The organism is Nostoc sp. (genome assembly GCF_036918245.1).
Lineage (GTDB): Bacteria > Cyanobacteriota > Cyanobacteriia > Cyanobacteriales > Nostocaceae > Nostoc.
Genome location: NZ_JBALEF010000043.1, coordinates 235,194 through 254,543, shown reverse-complemented (window position 1 = coordinate 254,543; position 19,350 = coordinate 235,194). Strand labels below are relative to the sequence as shown.

The 19,350-nt window shown below is 42.6% G+C and carries 22 protein-coding genes; 11 read left to right on the top strand and 11 right to left on the bottom strand.

All coding sequences use genetic code 11. From position 1 onward, the window contains the following. The first annotated feature begins 297 nt into the window (after window positions 1–297). The 3 genes from V7L12_RS11030 (at window position 298) to grxD (ending at window position 1,801) form a co-directional block, all read left to right on the top strand. On the top strand, window positions 298–906 hold the full coding sequence (locus V7L12_RS11030) for a hypothetical protein (protein ID WP_335084328.1): 609 nt from the start codon (window positions 298–300) through the stop codon (window positions 904–906). A 226-nt stretch (window positions 907–1,132) separates the two neighbouring features. Next, a complete protein-coding gene (locus tag V7L12_RS11025) occupies window positions 1,133–1,390 on the top strand; it encodes a BolA family protein (protein ID WP_190938948.1) in 258 nt (85 codons plus the stop codon). Window positions 1,391–1,477: 87 nt separating this feature from the next. After that, a complete protein-coding gene (gene grxD / locus V7L12_RS11020; protein ID WP_335084327.1) occupies window positions 1,478–1,801 on the top strand; it encodes a Grx4 family monothiol glutaredoxin in 324 nt (107 codons plus the stop codon). 478 nt (window positions 1,802–2,279) lie between these two features. On the opposite strand, the gene V7L12_RS11015 is transcribed toward grxD, so the two are convergent. Continuing rightward, window positions 2,280–2,528, bottom strand: a complete 249-nt coding sequence (locus V7L12_RS11015) for a DUF6761 family protein (RefSeq protein WP_104907495.1) — start codon at window positions 2,526–2,528, stop codon at window positions 2,280–2,282. A gap of 592 nt (window positions 2,529–3,120) precedes the next feature. On the opposite strand from V7L12_RS11015, the gene V7L12_RS11010 reads away from it, so the two are divergent. Beyond that, window positions 3,121–3,894, top strand: coding sequence for a response regulator transcription factor (locus V7L12_RS11010; protein ID WP_094349507.1), 774 nt, complete (start codon window positions 3,121–3,123; stop codon window positions 3,892–3,894). Window positions 3,895–3,962: 68 nt separating this feature from the next. Here V7L12_RS11010 and V7L12_RS11005 read toward each other — a convergent pair whose 3' ends face one another. The 4 genes from V7L12_RS11005 to V7L12_RS10990 all read right to left on the bottom strand — a co-directional run bounded on the left by V7L12_RS11005 (window position 3,963) and on the right by V7L12_RS10990 (window position 6,411). Further along, window positions 3,963–4,775, bottom strand: coding sequence for an ABC transporter ATP-binding protein (locus V7L12_RS11005; protein ID WP_335084438.1), 813 nt, complete (start codon window positions 4,773–4,775; stop codon window positions 3,963–3,965). 18 nt (window positions 4,776–4,793) lie between these two features. Next, window positions 4,794–5,360 carry a hypothetical protein gene (locus V7L12_RS11000; RefSeq protein ID WP_335084326.1) on the bottom strand — a complete coding sequence of 189 codons (567 nt, stop codon included), beginning with the start codon at window positions 5,358–5,360 and terminating at the stop codon, window positions 4,794–4,796. A gap of 68 nt (window positions 5,361–5,428) precedes the next feature. After that, the gene (locus tag V7L12_RS10995) at window positions 5,429–5,890 is read right to left on the bottom strand and encodes a DUF4079 domain-containing protein (protein ID WP_335084325.1); all 462 of its coding nucleotides are present in this window, start codon (window positions 5,888–5,890) and stop codon (window positions 5,429–5,431) included. A 143-nt stretch (window positions 5,891–6,033) separates the two neighbouring features. Further along, window positions 6,034–6,411 (bottom strand): DUF1830 domain-containing protein, encoded by a 378-nt coding sequence (locus tag V7L12_RS10990; protein ID WP_334816768.1) that lies wholly within the window; start codon window positions 6,409–6,411, stop codon window positions 6,034–6,036. A 588-nt stretch (window positions 6,412–6,999) separates the two neighbouring features. Here V7L12_RS10990 and V7L12_RS10985 point away from each other — a divergent pair. The 4 genes from V7L12_RS10985 (at window position 7,000) to V7L12_RS10970 (ending at window position 11,020) form a co-directional block, all read left to right on the top strand. After that, window positions 7,000–8,592 (top strand): photosystem II high light acclimation radical SAM protein, encoded by a 1,593-nt coding sequence (locus tag V7L12_RS10985; protein ID WP_335084324.1) that lies wholly within the window; start codon window positions 7,000–7,002, stop codon window positions 8,590–8,592. Window positions 8,593–8,683: 91 nt separating this feature from the next. Beyond that, window positions 8,684–10,081, top strand: coding sequence for a DICT sensory domain-containing protein (locus V7L12_RS10980; protein WP_334816764.1), 1,398 nt, complete (start codon window positions 8,684–8,686; stop codon window positions 10,079–10,081). Next, window positions 10,078–10,716: a pentapeptide repeat-containing protein gene (locus tag V7L12_RS10975; protein WP_334816762.1), complete on the top strand. Its 639-nt coding sequence runs from the start codon at window positions 10,078–10,080 to the stop codon at window positions 10,714–10,716. The genes V7L12_RS10980 and V7L12_RS10975 overlap by 4 nt, the downstream gene beginning before the upstream one ends. A gap of 178 nt (window positions 10,717–10,894) precedes the next feature. Further along, entirely contained in the window at window positions 10,895–11,020 is a 126-nt protein-coding gene (locus V7L12_RS10970; protein WP_335084323.1) for a hypothetical protein, read from the top strand. A 111-nt stretch (window positions 11,021–11,131) separates the two neighbouring features. Here V7L12_RS10970 and V7L12_RS10965 read toward each other — a convergent pair whose 3' ends face one another. The 4 genes from V7L12_RS10965 to clpS all read right to left on the bottom strand — a co-directional run bounded on the left by V7L12_RS10965 (window position 11,132) and on the right by clpS (window position 13,549). Continuing rightward, window positions 11,132–11,596, bottom strand: coding sequence for a hypothetical protein (locus V7L12_RS10965; protein WP_335084322.1), 465 nt, complete (start codon window positions 11,594–11,596; stop codon window positions 11,132–11,134). A gap of 313 nt (window positions 11,597–11,909) precedes the next feature. Further along, the gene (locus V7L12_RS10960; RefSeq protein WP_334815605.1) at window positions 11,910–12,158 is read right to left on the bottom strand and encodes a hypothetical protein; all 249 of its coding nucleotides are present in this window, start codon (window positions 12,156–12,158) and stop codon (window positions 11,910–11,912) included. A 219-nt stretch (window positions 12,159–12,377) separates the two neighbouring features. Further along, a complete protein-coding gene (locus V7L12_RS10955) occupies window positions 12,378–13,208 on the bottom strand; it encodes a CPBP family intramembrane glutamic endopeptidase (protein WP_334815607.1) in 831 nt (276 codons plus the stop codon). Between the two features lie 59 nt (window positions 13,209–13,267). Continuing rightward, window positions 13,268–13,549 carry an ATP-dependent Clp protease adapter ClpS gene (gene clpS / locus V7L12_RS10950; protein ID WP_334815609.1) on the bottom strand — a complete coding sequence of 94 codons (282 nt, stop codon included), beginning with the start codon at window positions 13,547–13,549 and terminating at the stop codon, window positions 13,268–13,270. A 295-nt stretch (window positions 13,550–13,844) separates the two neighbouring features. On the opposite strand from clpS, the gene V7L12_RS10945 reads away from it, so the two are divergent. Beyond that, window positions 13,845–14,210 (top strand): hypothetical protein, encoded by a 366-nt coding sequence (locus V7L12_RS10945; protein WP_334815661.1) that lies wholly within the window; start codon window positions 13,845–13,847, stop codon window positions 14,208–14,210. Window positions 14,211–14,481: 271 nt separating this feature from the next. On the opposite strand, the gene V7L12_RS10940 is transcribed toward V7L12_RS10945, so the two are convergent. Together V7L12_RS10940 and V7L12_RS10935 are read right to left on the bottom strand one after the other, a co-directional pair. Next, on the bottom strand, window positions 14,482–14,694 hold the full coding sequence (locus V7L12_RS10940) for a hypothetical protein (RefSeq protein ID WP_334815611.1): 213 nt from the start codon (window positions 14,692–14,694) through the stop codon (window positions 14,482–14,484). A gap of 252 nt (window positions 14,695–14,946) precedes the next feature. Beyond that, on the bottom strand, window positions 14,947–15,147 hold the full coding sequence (locus V7L12_RS10935; RefSeq protein WP_094349495.1) for a hypothetical protein: 201 nt from the start codon (window positions 15,145–15,147) through the stop codon (window positions 14,947–14,949). A 471-nt stretch (window positions 15,148–15,618) separates the two neighbouring features. Here V7L12_RS10935 and V7L12_RS10930 point away from each other — a divergent pair, with 471 nt between their 5' ends. Together V7L12_RS10930 and V7L12_RS10925 are read left to right on the top strand one after the other, a co-directional pair. Continuing rightward, window positions 15,619–15,948, top strand: coding sequence for an STAS domain-containing protein (locus tag V7L12_RS10930; protein WP_334815613.1), 330 nt, complete (start codon window positions 15,619–15,621; stop codon window positions 15,946–15,948). 148 nt (window positions 15,949–16,096) lie between these two features. After that, entirely contained in the window at window positions 16,097–18,910 is a 2,814-nt protein-coding gene (locus V7L12_RS10925) for a TIGR03936 family radical SAM-associated protein (protein WP_335084321.1), read from the top strand. The last annotated feature ends 440 nt before the right edge of the window (window positions 18,911–19,350 follow it).

The window sequence follows — 19,350 nt, the reverse complement described above, 5'->3', positions numbered from 1 at the left end:
ACTTCAAGCAGTGCTTTGGGAAAATTATCCTGCCAAATATTCCAGTTAAGCTGAGATAATTATTGGGGAAGAAAGTCGGTAGTCAGACAGATGGTAACGCACTCCACTGTAGGTATCGCTCATTACAGCGACATAAGTTAGTTGGTATACAGGGGTCATGGGAACTCTATTAAACTGATTTTTAGTCTAAATCAGAGATACTTAGGATGTAACTTTGCTTTGTCCAAGACCAAAACAGAGTTAAGATACCCGAAGTTTCCGTAACTCTTTTATATAGTTGTCGCACTAATTGATCCCATGAACACTGCTGTCGCTGTTACCTTGATGCACCGTACTGTTTTATCAGTTATAGCAGTCCTCAGCCTGCTATCACCTGTGAATGCTCAGGTATCACAGTCACCAGGCACTACCAGCCAACCACAACCCATTGACCCCAACGCTCCTAATAACCTCCGCCCCATAACCGAAAGTAACAGCCTTTTGAGCATTGCAGGTGGCGATCGCTTAGTAAAAGATGCAGAACAAGCTGTTTCTGCTCAAAACTACCCCTTAGCTGCCAAAAAACTCCAAGAAGCACGTCAAGTTTATAATCAGCTATCTAATTTTTATCAAGAGTTAAATTCTAGCTTTTCGGGAATTGACAACAGAGTTTCTGATTCTCAGCGTCAAAAAGCTCTATTAACAGCCCAAAAGCGAGATGAAGCTACTTTTCAGCTAGCATTGGTACATCGGGCACAAAATCAGCCAGAATTAGCTGTACCATTGTTGATTCAAATAATTAAGAGTCAAAACCCAACGCGGGATTTAGGCAAGAAAGCCTATAAACAGTTGTTTGAGTTGGGTTTTGTTGATTCTCCCTATCCCAGAGAAGGTGGTAATTCATCCTCCTCATCCCCAAAAAAATAAATTAAATTTTTGTTGCCTGTTTTTCCCTACCCACATTTCTCTAACCAGTCGCTTGGGAATGCACCAGTGCTAGGATAGAGCTATCCGCCGTAACCTTGACCCAGCGTTCTCAAGCAATACACCCCAGAGGCGCCTTTGTCTACAGCCTTGCCAAAGCCTGAAGTTGGCACAGGCATTTGCTCTATATCTGTTAATAATAGAAAAGTAAGTTTTTTCAGGAATTGCGATGATTAGTCCGCAACAGGTTGAGGAAATGATCAAGGCGGAACTGCCAGACGCACAGATTCAGGTGCAAGACTTGACTGGTGGCGGCGACCACTATCAGGTGACAGTAGTTTCATCGCACTTTGCAGGTAAAGGACTAGTGCAACAGCACCAGTTAGTTTATGGTGCGTTGGGTCAAGCTATGTCAACTGAAGCGATTCATGCCTTGGCGGTGAAAACATACACTCCCGAAGCTTGGCAAGCAACAGCAGCTTCGTAAATAAGAGTTAGAAGTTAGGAGTTATGAATTTTGACTCCTCACTCCTGACTCCTCACTGTTGAATCCAACATAGGAAACATAAATACCATGACACCAGAACTCAAAGACAAAATTGATAGCTTGCTACAAGAAAACAAGATTTTAGTTTTCATGAAGGGAAACAAGTTAATGCCCCAATGTGGTTTCTCCAACAACGTTGTGCAGATTCTGAATACCTTGGGAGTTCCCTTTGAGACGGTTGACGTTCTATCAGATCCGGAAATTCGTCAAGGTATTAAAGAATACTCTAGCTGGCCCACAATTCCCCAAGTGTATCTCAATGGTGAATTCCTTGGTGGTTCTGACATCTTAATTGAAATGTACCAAAAAGGTGAATTGCAGCAAAAGGTAGAAGTAGCATTAGCTTCTTAATCTTTCTTTACCCAAACTAAAGGGTATACTGCTGAATTTGCGCTTCGCAATCAAGGTAATGTGCCGTTTTTAATATCCTTGAAAGGCGAGATAATATATTCTTTCCCCTTTCAAGGGTTTTTTAATCGGTTTTTGACAAAAATACTTTATCTACAGCAGTTTGCAAGTAAGTGAGGTACAAGGTCCAGGACTCACACATCAGATATAAAGATGTTTCTAACTCCTGCCTCCTGCCTCAATACCCGTGGCTTTGTACTTCATGCAAAAGAAAACAGCTGTATATTGGGCTTGATTTCATAGCTAGCCAACAATCCCCTCAGTCGCATTGGCAAAACCAATATAGGACTGAGGGGATGCGTTTAATCAATACAATATCTCCAAAATTTCACACCACGACAACCCGTTGACTAATACAAATAATATGCTATAATTATCTGCGGTAATAAACGGTTACTATCAATGACCAGGTAAATGGTACTTAGTAGTAATCTGGTTGTGGCTGTGGTTGCGGGACTGCAAAGTTCGATCCATCGTACAAGTAGCGGCTGGCTTCCTCTTCTAGGCGATGAATCAGAAAAGGTTCAATGACATTGCTATGTCGCAGTGCGGCTAGATATCCATCCAAATACATCCGCATATCATCCGTGCGATAACCGCGATTCCATAGCTCGACGAAGGCGTCGGTGAGTCTTTGGTAATAGCGGATGGTTTGTGTGTCTTGGAGCATAACTGCTGTATTAATCTCTTTGGAATGAGAATTGTAAATGATTCACGCTAAAAAGTGAAGTGTAATTTCACTTTGGCATTAACTCAAAGTCAACACATCTACTTTGGGTAGTACCCTCATAGCAGCTACAAGCTATTTTAATCCTATTCCAGAAAACATCGATTCTAGCCAGTTACTAAGTTATTTTTTTTGATTTTCACAATCAACAGCCCAATTGTATTGATGTTATATTCCTGGATGGGAGCACTAAATTTTTGCGAAAAAATCCACTTTTACCATCAGCTTGAATCAGGTTGAAAAGCTATTGTTGTTGTAATCTGGTTGGGTTATAGATATTTGCCACATTACACCCATCTAAAAGCAAAATGTTAAGTTAAAATAACTTTTCATAAGTATAACAACACTTTCGAGAAATTTAATAAAAATTTAATAATATTTCTAATCGCCTATCGGCAAGGCATAAATTAAAGATATTGCCACTCATTTTATTAGGAAATGTAAAGTTAATCGCAATTGAAGTAACAAAGGCTACAAAACCTTAGAGATGGGCTTGTTACTTTGAAAGTCATCGACGCTAAGGGGTCTTGCCACCGTGGGTTCGGTTTGTATAGAAATCATTGAGGGGAATCCCCATCTGAGGTCGTTGTTGGGTTGGCACTTGCAACAACTGGAATACCGCGTGCATCAAGCTGCCAGTATTTATCAAGCAAGGGAAGTATTTTTAAGCCATCAACCAACACTGGTAGTTTTGGATGCAGACCTGCCTGATGGTGATGGCATTGAGTTTTGTCGTTGGTTGCATCGTCAGCAGCAGCCTCTAATCTTAATGCTATCTGCCCGTAATAGTGAAGCTGATATAGTCGCAGGTTTAAAGGCGGGTGCAGATGATTATCTGAGCAAACCTTTTGGGATGCAAGAGTTTTTGGCACGGGTAGAGGCACTGATTCGTCGGAAGCGCACACCTACTGCACCAGCTTATTTGGATTATGGCACTTTGCAAATCGATTTAGTTCAGCGTCGTGTCCGCTTTCAAGGGGAGTTTATTGACTTAACGCCCCAGGAATTCAGTTTACTGTACGTTTTAGCACAAGCTGGAGGAGTACCTCTAAGTAGATCGGAATTGCTGCGTCGTGCTTGGCCTGACGCTATCGATAACCCTCGTACCATTGATACTCACGTTTTATCGCTGCGGAAAAAAGTTGAACTCGATCCCCGGCAACCCAATTTGATTCAAACTATCCGCAATGTTGGATACCGTTTTAACATGGAAATTTTGAATACCAATATTTCACAGTCACAGACAACAAAGTTAGCTAGAGAGAGATTTAATAATCAACGTTCAACACTTACTAGTAGTCAAGTGTGAATGGCGCATTGGGCATTGGGGTGATGGGGAGTAAGAAAACGATTCCTGATTCCTGTCTCATCCAAAATTTAAAATCCAAAATCGTCTTGAGCTGCTGCTTGAATCAGGCTTTTTCGTAATTCAATCCAGTCTATCTCTGAGGCTCTTTGATTTGCGAATAAATAACCTTGTTGTAGGTGTAATAACCGAGTGCAAAACACCTGAGCTAGTTCCAGTTGGTGATTTACCATCAGAATCGTGGTTTGATGAGTTTGACTCAACTGGGTTAAGACATGCATTAGATGAGAAGCCGTACCAGTATCGAGGGCAGAGGTTGGCTCGTCTAATAATAATATTTTAGGCTGGATGACTAAGGCACGAGCGATCGCTACTAGTTGTCGTTGTCCTGCAGAAAGTTGCACCTCTGTTCGCTCTAACCATTCATTGGGAATGTGCAGTTGGTCTGTCCAATGATTAACTCGTTCCTGAATTGTCAGTTTGGGCAAACCACGCAAAACTAAAGGATAAGCCAAGGATTGCCCAACTGTCATCCCCAACAGCTTTGATTCTTGCAATACAAGTACAAGCATCTGCCGTAGCTGGATGATGGGAATTTGGCGATATTCTTGATTTTCTAGATAGAGTTTACCACTCGTGGGTTCAATTAGGCGGTTGAGGAGGCGTAATAACGAAGTTTTCCCAACGCCTACTGGGCCTACAATGGCAATGCGTTCGCTCTGGAATACCTCTAAGGAAATATCCTGCAATATGGGGTATCCCTGCTGATTGCCAGGGAGTTGGGTTTTCAGCTTTGTAAACAGATTAACTTGCTCTAGCCTGAGTGTGGCTTTTGCTGTATTCAAGGGAAGTGGGGAGATGGAGACTGGGGACTTGGGAGAAATCAATGCCCATACCCAATTTTAAGTTAATTGTGCAGTAGTTAAGGCTGTAGCGATCGCCCAGCCATCGACTAATAGTAGCAGCAGAGTGAATCCTAGTAAAATCAGGTACATCCAGGGCTGCGCTAAAGGGCGAACATCTGTGGTGTCAATGCTCGTCTTTGCTTGAACAATTTGCACCAAACGAGCAAATCCAGCTACACGCATCGGTAGTAAATAAGCTTTCCCATCCTGGCTGAGGAAGTAATAAACTAGCCCTCCTTGTCCTGTGGTGCGGGGTTTTAACTCTTTGACTTGTGACCAAGGTAAAGACCAGCCTTTACGAAAAAAGCCAGGCACCCAGGCGGGGTAAGTAACCTGAATTCCCTCGTCATCTACCATTACTTGTTCAGTTAATACCGCATACAAGGCAACTAAACCGATGACAATCCCTATCCACAATAATTCTGGAGGTACGGGTGCAGCTGTTACCTGTGATAAAAAAGGTAATGGGACTGTGAGTGCTATGTATAGACTCAGCAACGTTATCCGAATCAAAGGAGACAGACGAAAAACAGAAGCTGAGATATTGGCTGAGTTTGCTGTCACGGCTCAATTACAATGCTTTTCTTCATTGTAGGGTAGGTCTATGTCTCTGTTAGTTGGCGTGTGGTAGTTCACGGTAAATACTTTTGCACTACAATCCAACCAGTAAGGGATACCCAGGCAAATCCTATAAACAAAATAATATTTACGCCGATGTGTAAGGGTCTAGCCCAAGGTCGTCTGGCACTAATTTGCGTCGCACTGAAAGCAGACAGTAAAACTAGTGCTACCACTATCAACCCAGCGATTAGGTGTGACGAGTGCCCTAAAGAGCCAAAGTGCCCGAAAGTGCCAACAATACCGATCGCTAGCAAGAGTAGCACTAAACTTACCATGCTGATGCCCATTGTATAGTGGAGCGATCGCACCCCTTTATTACCGCCTATAAATGGGCTAATAAAAGGAAATTGCTGCGAAGTTCTCGCCCGAAACATCAAAACGCCGGTAATTGCTAACATCAGATATGCCAGCAGGGATAATCCCATTGACCAGGCGGCTATTTTCCACAACCAAAGAAATGAAGGCAGATTCATAAGATTGATTGTAGATGAGATGAGGGGGACAAGGAGAATAACCAATGCCCAATGCCCCATCCCCCATGCCCAATTCCCAATAAATAATAAACAAAAAGGGCTGCTGAATTAGCAACCCTTAAATTTAGATAAAATTGTTTTTTTTAATCAACCGAGGCTAAACCAAGGATTTGCAAGGGTTTTGTATTAATTTGCTGCACCATTAATTTGGTATTAATAGGATCTTTTCCATCTGATGAGTCTGTATCAAACTCATAAGTACTGGGTTCTTCGAGCATCAGACGATCGCACGGAATCTTATCGGATAAAATTGCACTTGCCATCATCCCTGTATGAATCTCCACTTGACCTTTTCGCGGAGCTTCAAAAACTAAACGTTGTCCAGGGAAAACAACCCTTTCAAAATACCAATTGGGAATATTGGAAATGCGAGCTACCTGTATTTTGCTCGTGGCATTAATGTAGCAGCAGAGAATTTTTCCCGATTGCTCAGGTGGTAGAGGATCTAATATTTGAGCCATAACTGCTGAGGAGCTTTACGCCACAATTTTAAATTACACTAGCCAAGCCTAGCACCCACTGATCCCCAGTTGCTGTAACTGCGAATACCAACTGAGTAGTTGTAGATTATTTCTGTCTAAAGATATATATTCAGTTATGAAAATTTTGTAATTATTCACACCTTTTTCGCAATTATACACTATAAATAAAATTTTTTGATATTTTTCCTGATATAAAAGCTTTAATTTTCTTAAAGTTGATCATTAGGGAGTTGACATAACGATGATCCCCTTGCTTTTAGCGTAGCGAGGAAGTGAGTTTTGCTGTTTCATCTATCCCAGGATTAATCGGCAGGGATCATCGCTTAATGAATAAACTCGATGTTATGGTAAAGCTATATGAAAAAATGTCTTCATAAAGCTCTCTATAGATTCTATGTATATTTTATGCATAGAAATTTTAGTGTTTTCCGCAGTTGCTAACAGCAGGGTAGCTATTATCACTAATCGGCTGAAATGTCAAGCACGATTGTAATAAATAAAACCAAATAAAACAAGCCCACACTTTAAAACTAGATGTTTCTCTCGCTTTCTCCACAGATTGGCAAGATGGAAGTTAAAACACAGATGATGGAAAATCGAATTCTTTACGTTCGCCTTCCTTGTAACCCCATCTTTCCTATTGGGGTTGTCTACCTGAGCGATCATGTACACAAGCAGTTTCCTAATATTGAACAGCGCATCTTTGATTTGGGAACAGTGCCACCTTTAGATTACAGTTCGGCTTTGGATCGCTGTATTGATGAATTTAAACCGACACTACTAGTATTTTCTTGGCGGGATATTCAAATTTATGCCCCAGTTGGTGGACGTGGTGGCAACCCGCTGCAAAACGCTTTTGAATTTTACTACGCCAAAAATCCTCTATTGAAACTACGCGGCGGATTGGGCGGTTTGCGAATCTTCATTGCTTACTATGTAGAATTGTGGCAAAATCAGAGCTTAATCAAACGTGGTTTGAAACGTGCCCAAAAATATAATTCTGATGCTCGTGTAGTTGTCGGTGGTGGTGCAGTCAGCGTATTTTACGAACAATTGGGTAAAAGTTTACCCCAAGGGACAATTATTTCTGTGGGTGAAGGCGAAACCCTGCTGGAAAAACTTTTAAGTGGCAGAGATTTTCGAGATGAACGCTGTTACGTTTCCGGAGAAACTCAACCACGTCAACGGCTAATTCACGAACAACCCACCCCAATAGAAAAAACAGCTTGTAACTACGATTATATCGAAAGCATCTGGCCGGAATTTAACTATTACCTGCAAGAGCAAGACTTTTATATAGGTGTACAAACTAAACGTGGTTGTCCTCACAACTGTTGTTATTGCGTCTACACCGTCGTCGAAGGCAAACAAGTACGCATCAACCCAGCAGATGAGGTAGTTGCTGAGATGCGCCAATTATACGATCGCGGCATTCGCAACTTTTGGTTTACCGATGCCCAATTCATCCCCGCGAAAAAATTTATCGCCGATGCTGTAGAATTATTGCAAAAAATCGTCGATTCTGGTATGACAGATATCCATTGGGCAGCATATATCAGAGCCGACAATTTGACACCAGAATTGTGTGACTTGATGGCGAAAACCGGGATGAACTATTTTGAAATTGGGATTACCAGTGGTTCTCAAGAACTTGTGCGGAAAATGCGGATGGGGTATAACCTACGAACCGTCTTGCAAAACTGCCGTGACTTAAAAGCCGCTGGTTTCAACGACTTAGTTTCCGTCAACTACTCCTTTAACGTCATTGACGAACGTCCCGAAACCATCCGCCAAACCATCGCTTACCACCGCGAACTAGAACGGATTTTTGGCGCTGATAAAGTCGAACCTGCCATCTTCTTTATTGGACTACAACCCCATACCCATTTAGAAGAATATGCTTTCAAAGAAGGCATCCTCAAACCAGGGTATGATCCAATGAGTTTGATGCCGTGGACAGCCAAAAAACTTCTCTGGAATCCCGAACCCCTTGGTTCATTCTTCGGCGAAGTCTGCTTGCAAGCTTGGCAACAAAACCCCAACGACTTCGGGCGCGAAGTCATGAAAATCTTAGAAGAAAAGCTGGGTTGTGCTGACTTAGAAGCAGCACTGACAGCACCATTAGAAACGAAAGAAAAACAGTTAGCAGGTGTATCCTAGAAAACACCAGGATGTGGGAATATTCAGAATTCTGAATTTCTCCCTCTCTCTTTCTCAGTGCCTCTGCGGTTATTTTTACCAAATCCCATCCATGTTAGAAGGTTCAATCCTACAACAGCTCGAAGCAGCTCATCGCCACACCACCAGGCCAATTCGATTCGGTGTTTACTACAAAAATACCTTAGTTGCCCTGTGCCACGCTCTTGAAGACCATATCTTAACTGATGACGGTACACCCTTAGTGATCACAGCCTTCCAACAAGGGAAATGGTATCTACAAGAAGCTCAACGATATGCAGACATCGCCCAGCGTAGCCGCCAAATTGCCATCATGGCTGCCTCTGAATCTGGCTTTGCTGAACATCCTACCAGCCAGCGACCCAATGTAGACTTAGTGCCATTAGATGCAGTCGATCCAGTAGCGCAGGAGTGGCACTTAATTATTTTATCGCCTAAGTATACAGCAATGGTAATTTGTCAAGAATTATCTGAGGCTGATTATGGCAGCACTGGAGTACCGACATCAGACTTAGAGCGCAAATTCTATGGTTTGTGGACATTTGAGCCAGAGTTAGTGCAAGAGACAGCAGAAATAGCGATCGCTCACATTAAAAAATACAACCCAGAATTGGCGGAAAAACTCACAGCCGATAAAGAACAAATTGTACCGTCAATGGACAGATCCCAAAATTTAGGTGCAGTTGTCTCCCGTGTAGTAGATTACCTCCAGACTGGGCAAGAGAATTTATCCATCCCCACAGCGCTTCAGAAACAAACCCTAGATCGCAACTTGGTTTCTAACGAAATCCAAGCCTTTTTGCGAATGGCGCAACTGATGGATATGGCAGATGTCAACAATCCAATGGCAGCTGCGGAAGTAGTAGTACTTGCTGAAGCGATCGCCCAGCTTTTGAATCTTCCCGCATGGCAGATTAAAAGATTGCGGCTAGCGGCTTTGTTGCATCGCATAGATCCATTACAAAAAGCAGAAAGCGTTCTCACAGACGGTATATCCACACGCTACCAAGAAGATGCCCCCAGTTCTCCCTTAACTTGTCCCTTAGTACCGGGGGCGCAAGTATTGCGAACCATGCCACGACTGCGAGCAGTTGCCCAAATTATTACTCACCAAACCGAGTGGTGGAATGGCACAGGGGAACCAGCAGGTTTAGCTGGAGATGAAATACCCCTAGAGTCGAGAATTTTGGCATTATTGGCAGACTTTCAGTGGCGACTCAATCAGCGAAAATCGTCAAATCAAAGCCGGGAACAGATATTTACTCAAGCTTTAGATGAGTGCAAACAGCAACAATCTACCCGCTTTGACCCTAAACTTGTAGATACTCTAGCTTTATTAGTAATGGGTTTACAACAGGGACTTGACTTACCCTTGATGACACCCAAATTCAGCGCCGGCATCTGGATACTTGATTCCCAATGGGATAACCACAGCAAGATAAGTGAGGAGATTGGTAGTTACTTTACATGAATATTGAAGCCATTAGATTAGGAAAACTCAAACAACTTCCAGGGGCAAATTTAGAAGACGAGGAACTCTCCCGACTGGATTTAAGCCGGATTAATCTTGCTGGTGCTACCCTTGTCGGCACTAATTTTGCTGGTTCTAAACTCGAAGGTGGGCATTTGGAGGGGGCAAATTTGATGGGAGCCAACCTCCAAGAAACTGACTTGCGGGCGAATTTGATGGGAGCAAACCTGATGCAAGCAGATTTAACAAGCGCTGACTTGCGGGGTAGTAACTTGCGTGGCGCTAACTTGATGGGAGCCAGACTCAGTGATGTGTCATTGGTAGGTGCTTTCTTGAGTGGTGCCAATTTGATGAATGTGAACTTACAAAGCGTAGACTTGCGCGGTGCTGATTTGCGCGGTGCAAACCTGACTGGGGCAAATCTTAAAGGTGCAGACTTGAGTCGCGCCGATTTGCAAGGGGCATTGTTGAGTGAAGCAAACCTGGAAGAAGCTGACTTGCGGGGGGCGAATTTGGCAGGGGCAAATTTTTCAGGGGCGAATTTGCTTTGTGCAGAGTTAGAAGGTGCAAATTTGAGCGGCGTTAATTTGAATAAAGCGTGTTTGGTGGGGACAGTGGTTGAGACGCTTGCGTAAAGATTGTACCAAAAAGCCCAGTATCATTGGCTATTGTTAAAATTTTTGCAGATGAAGCAGGTGAAAATTTGTGAATCTACAAGAAGTTATCAAACTAGCAAAGCAGCTTTCAACTGGGGACAAAGTACGTTTGATCTAGCAAATTGCTCCTGATATAGAACGCGATTCAACAGATAAAGTGTCTACCCTTCCCCGCCAATCCTTGTGCGGACTATGTGCTGATTTAGGAAACGCACCTTCCACAGAGGAGATTGATGTAGCCCATAGTGAAGAATGGACTAGTTTTCCACGGGAGGATATTTAACTAATTACTAATTCGTAATGATGCTTGTGGATTCGCTACTACTGCAATAACATAATTTTTAGATTTAATAATTCTGCTATAGGTGCTAATTTCAGGCAGCTTGTTTAGGTATTAATTAAAGACTTCTTCTAAGTGCGCTTTTAATTTATCGATACTAACCCACTGCTCCATCAAGCTTGGACTAGACAGCAATTTAGCTTTAGTGTCAAACCAACCCCAGTTGGCTCTCATTTCCTTCTTATCAAGAGGAATACGGCTGGGATTGTTGAAATCAGCAATCCAATGAACCTTAACCCATCGGAAAATACCCCATGTATCTGTTTCCCATTGAGGCTTATCTTCACTTCCCTCATTAACCAGTTCAACTACGTGTGTCAATAATCGCTCGTACCCAGATCGTTTTTGAGAAAGGATGATAAGAGATCCTTTTGGTAAGTTAAAGGCGTGATTATCTACACCTCCATCGTTATTCTTTTTAAAATTTAACGGAAAGTAAGCTCCAATAGGATAGCTTTCATACGCCCAATCACCATCATCATTGACATTTTTGATATATTCCAGACGACTACAATCCATTATTTGTGATCCTAAATCTTTATTTAATGTTGAATCTCTAAAAGCCTTTTGGCTAAACTCTGACGCTTTGTCTAAATGGAATATTAATGTAGTTCCTTTTTAGCCGATATTTTATTTTTCCACAAGTTCATTACCCATTTTTAATTTTTCACTATTCGCCCTCGTACCCACAAAGCTAGTAAACTCATTAACAACCCCCCCCATCACTCCTTGCAGGAGATTATTATTCACACCAGTTACCTAATCAGGAACTTGACTGGAATATTTCACTAATTCCCAACATTAATAATGTAGTAGCCCCAAACTAAACGGGCTAGCTTTCCACTGGAGGATATTTGATGCTGCGTACTGTTGTATTATCAATATATTCTTGTGGAAAAATTTGCCTTCCTAATACCAGCGCTTCTTGCCTTTCCTCATCTGTCATATAATCATCTCCCTTGAGTCCCTTTGGGGTGCGTCGAGGATTTCCTCCTGCATCTAAATATCGCTGACGTGCGATCGCAAATAATTCTAATATTCTTTGCGCTTGCTGCTGTTTAATGGTGTTAGATTGCGTCATCGTTTTATTCCCATCCGAAGGTCACTACTTCACCGTTTTGTAATATCGTTGCCAAGGGTAAAACAGTGCTAGGAGTTTGAATATGCCAATACCCTGTGTCTTCGATCATATAATCTCCAAACAAGTAAATTTAGAGCTTCTAGGGCATTTATTACTAAGTATTGCTCTTCCGTGGGTTCCACAAATGGTAAGTGTGTATGTCAGCCAGTGCTTATGTTATCAGAGAGGCGATCGCTCAGTCCTTCCTCGTATCCACAAAGCTAGTACACTCATTAACAACACCCCCATCACTCCTTGTAGGGGATTATTATTCACACCAGTTACCCAATCAGGAACTTGACCAGAATATGTCACTAATTTACCTACATTAATAATGTAGTAACCCCAAACTAAACCACCATGCAAACCAATTGGAAAACCCAAGCGTCCCCTCCGCCAACGCTTTCCCCATACTTGCGTTAATCCCAGCAGTACTAAAGCTGGAAATTGCGGCAGTGTATGAATAATTGCCTCCAAGGGTTTAATAAAGTGCAATGTAGCAAACGCAGTTGCATCTGTCCACAGTGCCACACGCAGACTGTAATCTCGTTGTAATTCATCTAGCAACCAGCCTCGGAATAACAATTCCTCCGCAAATCCAACACCTAAGCCAACAAGTAAACCCTCTAAAACCACTTTCAACAAAAAAACTTTCGGTTGTTGCCACACCAACCAACCCAATAAACTTTCTACCCCAAAAAGTATCAGAATATTAATTATCCCCAAAGCCAAGCCACGCAGTAAATCCACACCGTTTTGCCGCGTGAATTCTAAGCCATAATGCCACAGAATTTGGGGCTGCTGATAGACATATTTACCCCATAGTCTCAGGAGAAAAATAAATATTGCATATAACAATACCAATGTCAATATACTTTCTAAGTTTGAATCATGCACTAGTAAGTATATTGGTGTAGCCAATGGCAACCATAGCAATAGTAAAGTCAAAATAAAAGCACCCAGCCTAATAGGGGCAGGGCGTTCAGCTAAACGGACAAGGTTTTCTTTCATACCAATGTTAAGTCACCAGCCAATACTCCATACTTCGACTAATGACCAATGACTAATGACTATTCATCAGGTTCAATCGTGCTACTTAAACCATGACTTATCAATGTTTCGCAATAAAACTCAGCGTGTTCCAGGGCGCAAGCAATGACTAAAGCTAGCCCGTTAGTATGGGCTTCCATCATGATGCTCACAGCTTGGGGTTGGGTAAGGCTTGGTACAGTGGCTATTAGCGACTGTACAACATGCTCCATAGAGTTGTAGTCGTCGTTATGGAGCAAAACGCGATACCGAGGCGCGAGCTTGCGGGTTGTGGAAGGCTTTTCAATGGTTTCAACTGACACGGCTCTTTGCTCTTTTCTCGTTACTTCACTACAACAAAGTCTCTGTTTTGCGATCGCTCAACAGTTATTTACCTATTCTATAGTATTTCTGCTCAGATACTATGCTAGGAAAACCCTTTGCTGGCAGGGATTGGTTATATTAGTTTTGGATAGCCACTTGATAAAGCACACGTCTAAGACATCGCTGCCGTAAGAGTGCTACCCTAATCTTACAGAAGCTTTCCTTAAACGTAGCGCATTTTCCCTTTTAAGATTAAGGAAGTTGCAAGCAAAATAATCCTTGCCCCTGCCCAAGATGGACATGAGCCTAGATTTTCTTCAACCGGGACAAATTGTGTCTTTAGAGTATGGCGACAGGAACCTGTATGCAGAAGTCATTCAATTTGTAGTTTCCCGCCAGTTGTGTTGGGTGCGTCCTCTCTTAATGGTTACTTTCATAGAAGAATCGCCGCTAATTACCGATTTACGAGATGCGTCTGACTTACTTTGGCCTGCCAATTTATTTCGGCCAGCTTTAGACACAGAAGTAATTACCTTCTTGAGCCAAGTTTTAGCGAAAGAACCAAAAACTGAACCTGACTCAGCCACCAAACAGCAACTCAATCAATTTATTCACCAACTTTGGCAAGCATATCAAGAGGGATTGGTGATTGGGGATTAGGGATTGGGCATCTCTCCAGCTTCTCTACGAGACGCTACGCGTAGCTTGCTTAAGAGCAGGGGTATGCTCAAGGCAAGTGGGCATTGGGTAATAGACAACATAGAGACTTCTTGAATAATTCTTCTTTGTCTTCCTTGTCTCCCTTATCTTCCCAGTCCCAGCGATGCACTGAACTGTCGAAGTGTCCTTAATTCCCAGCCTCTTCCTCAACTTTAGCGAATACCAGCATTTTTCATGCGTTGAAGACTGTGAAATTCGATTGCTGCATCCTTCACACCCGAAATTTTTTCGTTCCTTGGTAAGGTGGATAATTGTGGTTAGCAGCGTCGTCAATCGCCTCATGCATTACCTGAAGGATATGACTAGAAGTCAGTTTATCTGGATCGCCAGCAGCCATATTGATGATATCAACTCCCTTAGCAACGAGTTCATTCTGCTTGTGAACAAATTCAGCAAACAGATTGGGAGGAATTTTTTTAGGCATTTAGCGAACTGTATGAAGATTTACTACGAATGCACAATGTAGAGGTTCGTTAGCACAGTTTACGCCACCTGAAGTATTTAAATAATCAACCTCATAGAAAAATACTAGCAATGATATCGCCCTTGTATCCTCCCACTAAATTTAATTAAGAATTACGTTAGGAGTTCGCGTACTCTTACAGAGAAGCAAGCTACACGCAACTTCTGTCTGCGACACGCTGCACGAACGAAGAAAGCGTCATTATGAATTATTTTAAAATCCCAGGCTAGGAACCAACTGAATTCGTCCAGCATCCATCTCTGCCATTAATAATTCTAGGGCTTCGTAATCAACATCAGAAATATAACCCAGTTCCGTCAACTCTGAGTTGATTTCATTCTCTATCTCAGGAGTTAGTTTTTTAATGTCAAGAGCTTTTTCTACCAATTTACGAATAGCGTATTGAGTTCTCATAAGTAATAATCCAACTGTAATATGACACTAATCATCCCAGATCAGCCTCAGTATAAAGAGTGATCCAAATACTAACTTAGTAGTGATATATATCACAATTTAATTAGTTAGATAGATAATTCACTATGACTTTGCCGTATGCCATCAGCAACGCTAAAGTGAGAGATTTAACCTCACGTTAAGACTTGGCTAAATTAGCTTTAGTTATAGACTAAGCAAGGTTTCTCAGCATAGTTACTGATAATTTGTCTGCTCTATGGCCGTCTATAGTTGATTGTTTTTGAAGTGACATAAAAAAAAAGTATATATAAACACATTTTAGCCTGGAATTATAACAATCTTTAAACAGACATACTAAAGAAATAAAGATTCAGCAAAGATAGCTAAGACGTATGGTCGATGCAACAAAATAGAGTTTATGTTCAAATAATCCTTAGCTTGACGCTTCAAAATTCTTAATAGGATGTAACTATGCAGGCAGTGCTTAACTATCCCAAGATTGCAGTCATTCGCCCCCAAGGGTGTTTAAATGCTGCAAACGCCTTGGAATTTGAACGAGATATGACTACAGCGTTGGCACAAAATGGTATTTCTATCTTGGTAGTAGACCTCGCAGCAGTAGAATCGTTAGACAGCGCGGGCTTGATGGCATTGTTATCGACACACAAGCTGGCTCTTACTTTAGGAAGAACTTGCCGACTTTGCGCTGTTGCTCCACAAATTAGAATTATTTTTGAACTGACGCAACTCGATAAGGTATTTGAAATATTAGACGCTGAAGCCGAATTGGCCCAAACATAACTTTATGTAAAAGCACAAAGGTTTGGGCAATAAGTGGACTTTATGTAAAGGAGTTGTAAGTTGCAATGATAAATTCTGTTATAAGACCTAATTCAATGCTAAGGTTGGGGTTGGGTAGCTGTAATTAAGGTAGCTAGAAGATAGCACAGTGGTTGTTGCAGTTGAAAGATTAATAACGTCGGATATTTTAAAACCAGCCCGTTACCTGGGTAACGAGCTGTTAGCAGTACACAAACCTTGGGAGACGGCAGCAATACGCTGGGTTTTAACCTACCCAGAAGTATATGAAGTCGGTGCATCTAATTTAGGGCACATCATCCTTTATAACATCTTGAATGCCCAACCGCGTCAATTGTGCGATCGCGCCTACCTCCCAGGAAAAGACCTGGCAGCCAAACTACGCGAAACTGATACGCCATTGTTTGCGGTAGAGTCAAAGCGATCGCTGACTGAATTCGACATTTTAGGCTTTAGCCTTAGTTACGAACTGGGTGCAACTAATATCCTCGAAATGTTGGATTTGGCAGGAATTCCCTTGACATGGCGAGAAAGGCAGGGAAACAGCACTTCTCTACGAGACGCTGCGCGAACGGCTACGCTCAATGACCGAGAAGCAGAGGGGCAGGGAGGCAGGAAATCTAGCGATACCCAGTCATCCTTTCCGTTGATTTTTGCTGGTGGGCAAACAGCGACATCAAATCCTGAGCCTTATGCTGACTTCTTTGACTTTATCGCCCTTGGAGATGGAGAGGAACTTCTGCCAGAAATTGGTTTGGTGTTGGAAGAAGGCAAACAAGCAGGATTGAGTCGGGAACATCTGTTACTGGATTTAGCACAGATACCAGGCGTATATGTCCCTCAGTTTTACGACATGGCAGAGGATGGCTCAGTTCACCCTCGTCGCCCTGACGTGCCAAAACGAATTCTGCGACGGGTTGCAACTCCTATACCAGCATATTCCATCGGGTTAGTTCCCTATGTGGAAACGGTTCATGACCGCTTGACCATTGAGATTCGGCGTGGTTGCACTCGTGGCTGTCGCTTCTGTCAACCAGGAATGCTGACTAGACCAGCACGGGATGTAGAGCCTGATAAGGTTGTAGAAGCAATTGAACAGGGAATGCGGGCAACTGGTTACAATGAGTTTTCCCTACTATCTCTAAGTTGTTCTGATTATTTATCCTTACCAGCAGTGGGGATGGAAATCAAAAATCGCTTAAAAAATGAAAACATTTCTCTGACTTTACCAAGCCAACGGGTAGACAGATTTGATGAAAATATTGCCAATATCCTGGGAGGTACGCGGCAAGGTGGACTAACTTTTGCTCCAGAAGCTGGAACTCAGCGGATGCGAGACATTGTGAATAAGGGGTTGACGAATGAAGAATTGTTGCGGGGAGTAAAAACCGCTTGGGAGCAAGGCTGGGATAAAATAAAGTTGTATTTTATGATTGGCTTGCCGGGTGAAACGGATGCTGACGTTGTGGGCATTGCGGAAACAGTAAGCTGGCTACAGCGAGAATGTCGGGGTAAGGGTAGAAAACCCCTAAACTTTAACCTGACAATTTCTAACTTTACGCCCAAGCCACATACACCATTCCAGTGGCACTCAGTTTCTACCACTGAATTTAAGCGCAAACAAAACCTGTTGCGGCAAGAATTCCGTCGAATAAAGGCAGTAAAGGTAAATTTTACCGATGTCCGCATTTCGGCAATGGAAGATTTTGTGGGACGAGGCGATCGCAATTTGAGCAAAGTAGTCCGCCGTGCCTGGGAATTGGGTGCAGGTATGGATTCCTGGTATGAAAATTTAGATCGGGCTTTTATTGCTTGGGAGACTGCGATCGCCCAAGCCGATTTAGATTGGAAATACCGCCAAGTAGAAAATGGCGAATGGAATTTGTTTCACGCAGAAGCGCAAAAGGGCAGAGAAGCAGAGGAGAATACCCAACTTCTAACTCCTAACTCCTCACTCAGCACTCAGCACGGGCTAAACTTTAGCTATCCGCTAACAGCACGGGCTAAACCTGAGCTATCCGCTAACAGCACTCATTCCCTTGATATTCCCCTACCTTGGGATCATATTGATACCGGGATTGACAAAAAGTGGCTCCAAGAAGACTTGCAACGCGCTCTAGAAGCTGCAATTGTACCCGACTGCTCTTTTGAAGGTTGTTCTCATTGTGGCGTCTGTGGCACTGACTTTGGGCATAATATCGTGATTGAATCACCTGCCATCCCAAAATTTGCTGGCGAGTTTGTCCCCAACACAACTAAGGGGCAAAGACTGCGAGTTTGGTTTGGGAAACAAGGTAATATGGCTTTGATGAGCCATCTTGATTTAATCCGTCTATTTGACCGAGTTGTGCGGCGAGCAGGCTTACCAATTGCTTTTACTGGTGGTTTTCACCCAATGCCGCGGATTTCCCTAGCAACTGCTTTGGCTCTGGGGGCTACTAGCACTGGTGAAATTGCAGATTTTGAGTTAACTGTACCAGTGGAAGTTGATACTTTCCGAGAAAAGTTGGCTGATGAAATGCCCACAGACATACCTATATATAATGTGGAGCAAATAGATTTAAAAGCTAGTGCCGCTACCCAACTGCTAGAGACCGCAGAGTATTTGATTACTGTAGCAGCACTTACAGAAACAACACCCATACAATGGCAAAACTGGATTGATACAATCAAAGCAAAAGAGGAACTTTGGTACGAGCAAATAACTAAATCAGGCAAGAGCCAGTTAATAAATCTGCGCGATCGCTTATTTGAACTGGAATTAGTAGAAACCCACAAAAGCGTTGCAGAATCTATGTCATCTGTAATCCGTTATCTAGGTAGCTATCGCCAGGACGGTTTGCTGTTGCGTCCCGAACAAATCCTGTTTATGCTAGAGACAGTGGCTGGTGTAGAATTTCAACTCCTGCACATCCACCGCAATCGGTTAATTTTAGGGGTATAATCCCTGTAGGGCAACTTGCTAGTAGTTGTCCTAAGATGGCAGCTCACAGGAATTAGATTTTTAGCAAGGTTGCGTTAGAATAGGGTGAAGAGAAATTTTCTGGCGCTGCATTGAATTAGCTGGTTCACGACCCTGGTATTCAGGGGGCGAAAGCAAAGATATTAGAGTGCAACTTCTAGGATTTTATCCTAGACAAACAAAAAGCAGATTAAAGAATGCACACTCTCTCTATAGCTACCTTGTGAATCAGTAACTAACAGCAGGCTCGGTTAGCTTCTCTAAATCCATGCTTTTAAACAACTGCTGAATGTCTAATCCAGGTAGTGCCCAAGAGCTAGTGCATTACTTTTTTAGAGTTAAAGCAACCTCTGTCGGTTATGCCGACTTGTAGACGTTTACGAGACGCGCAAAGCGCTGCTTGTCTTAGGCTAGAGCGGCTC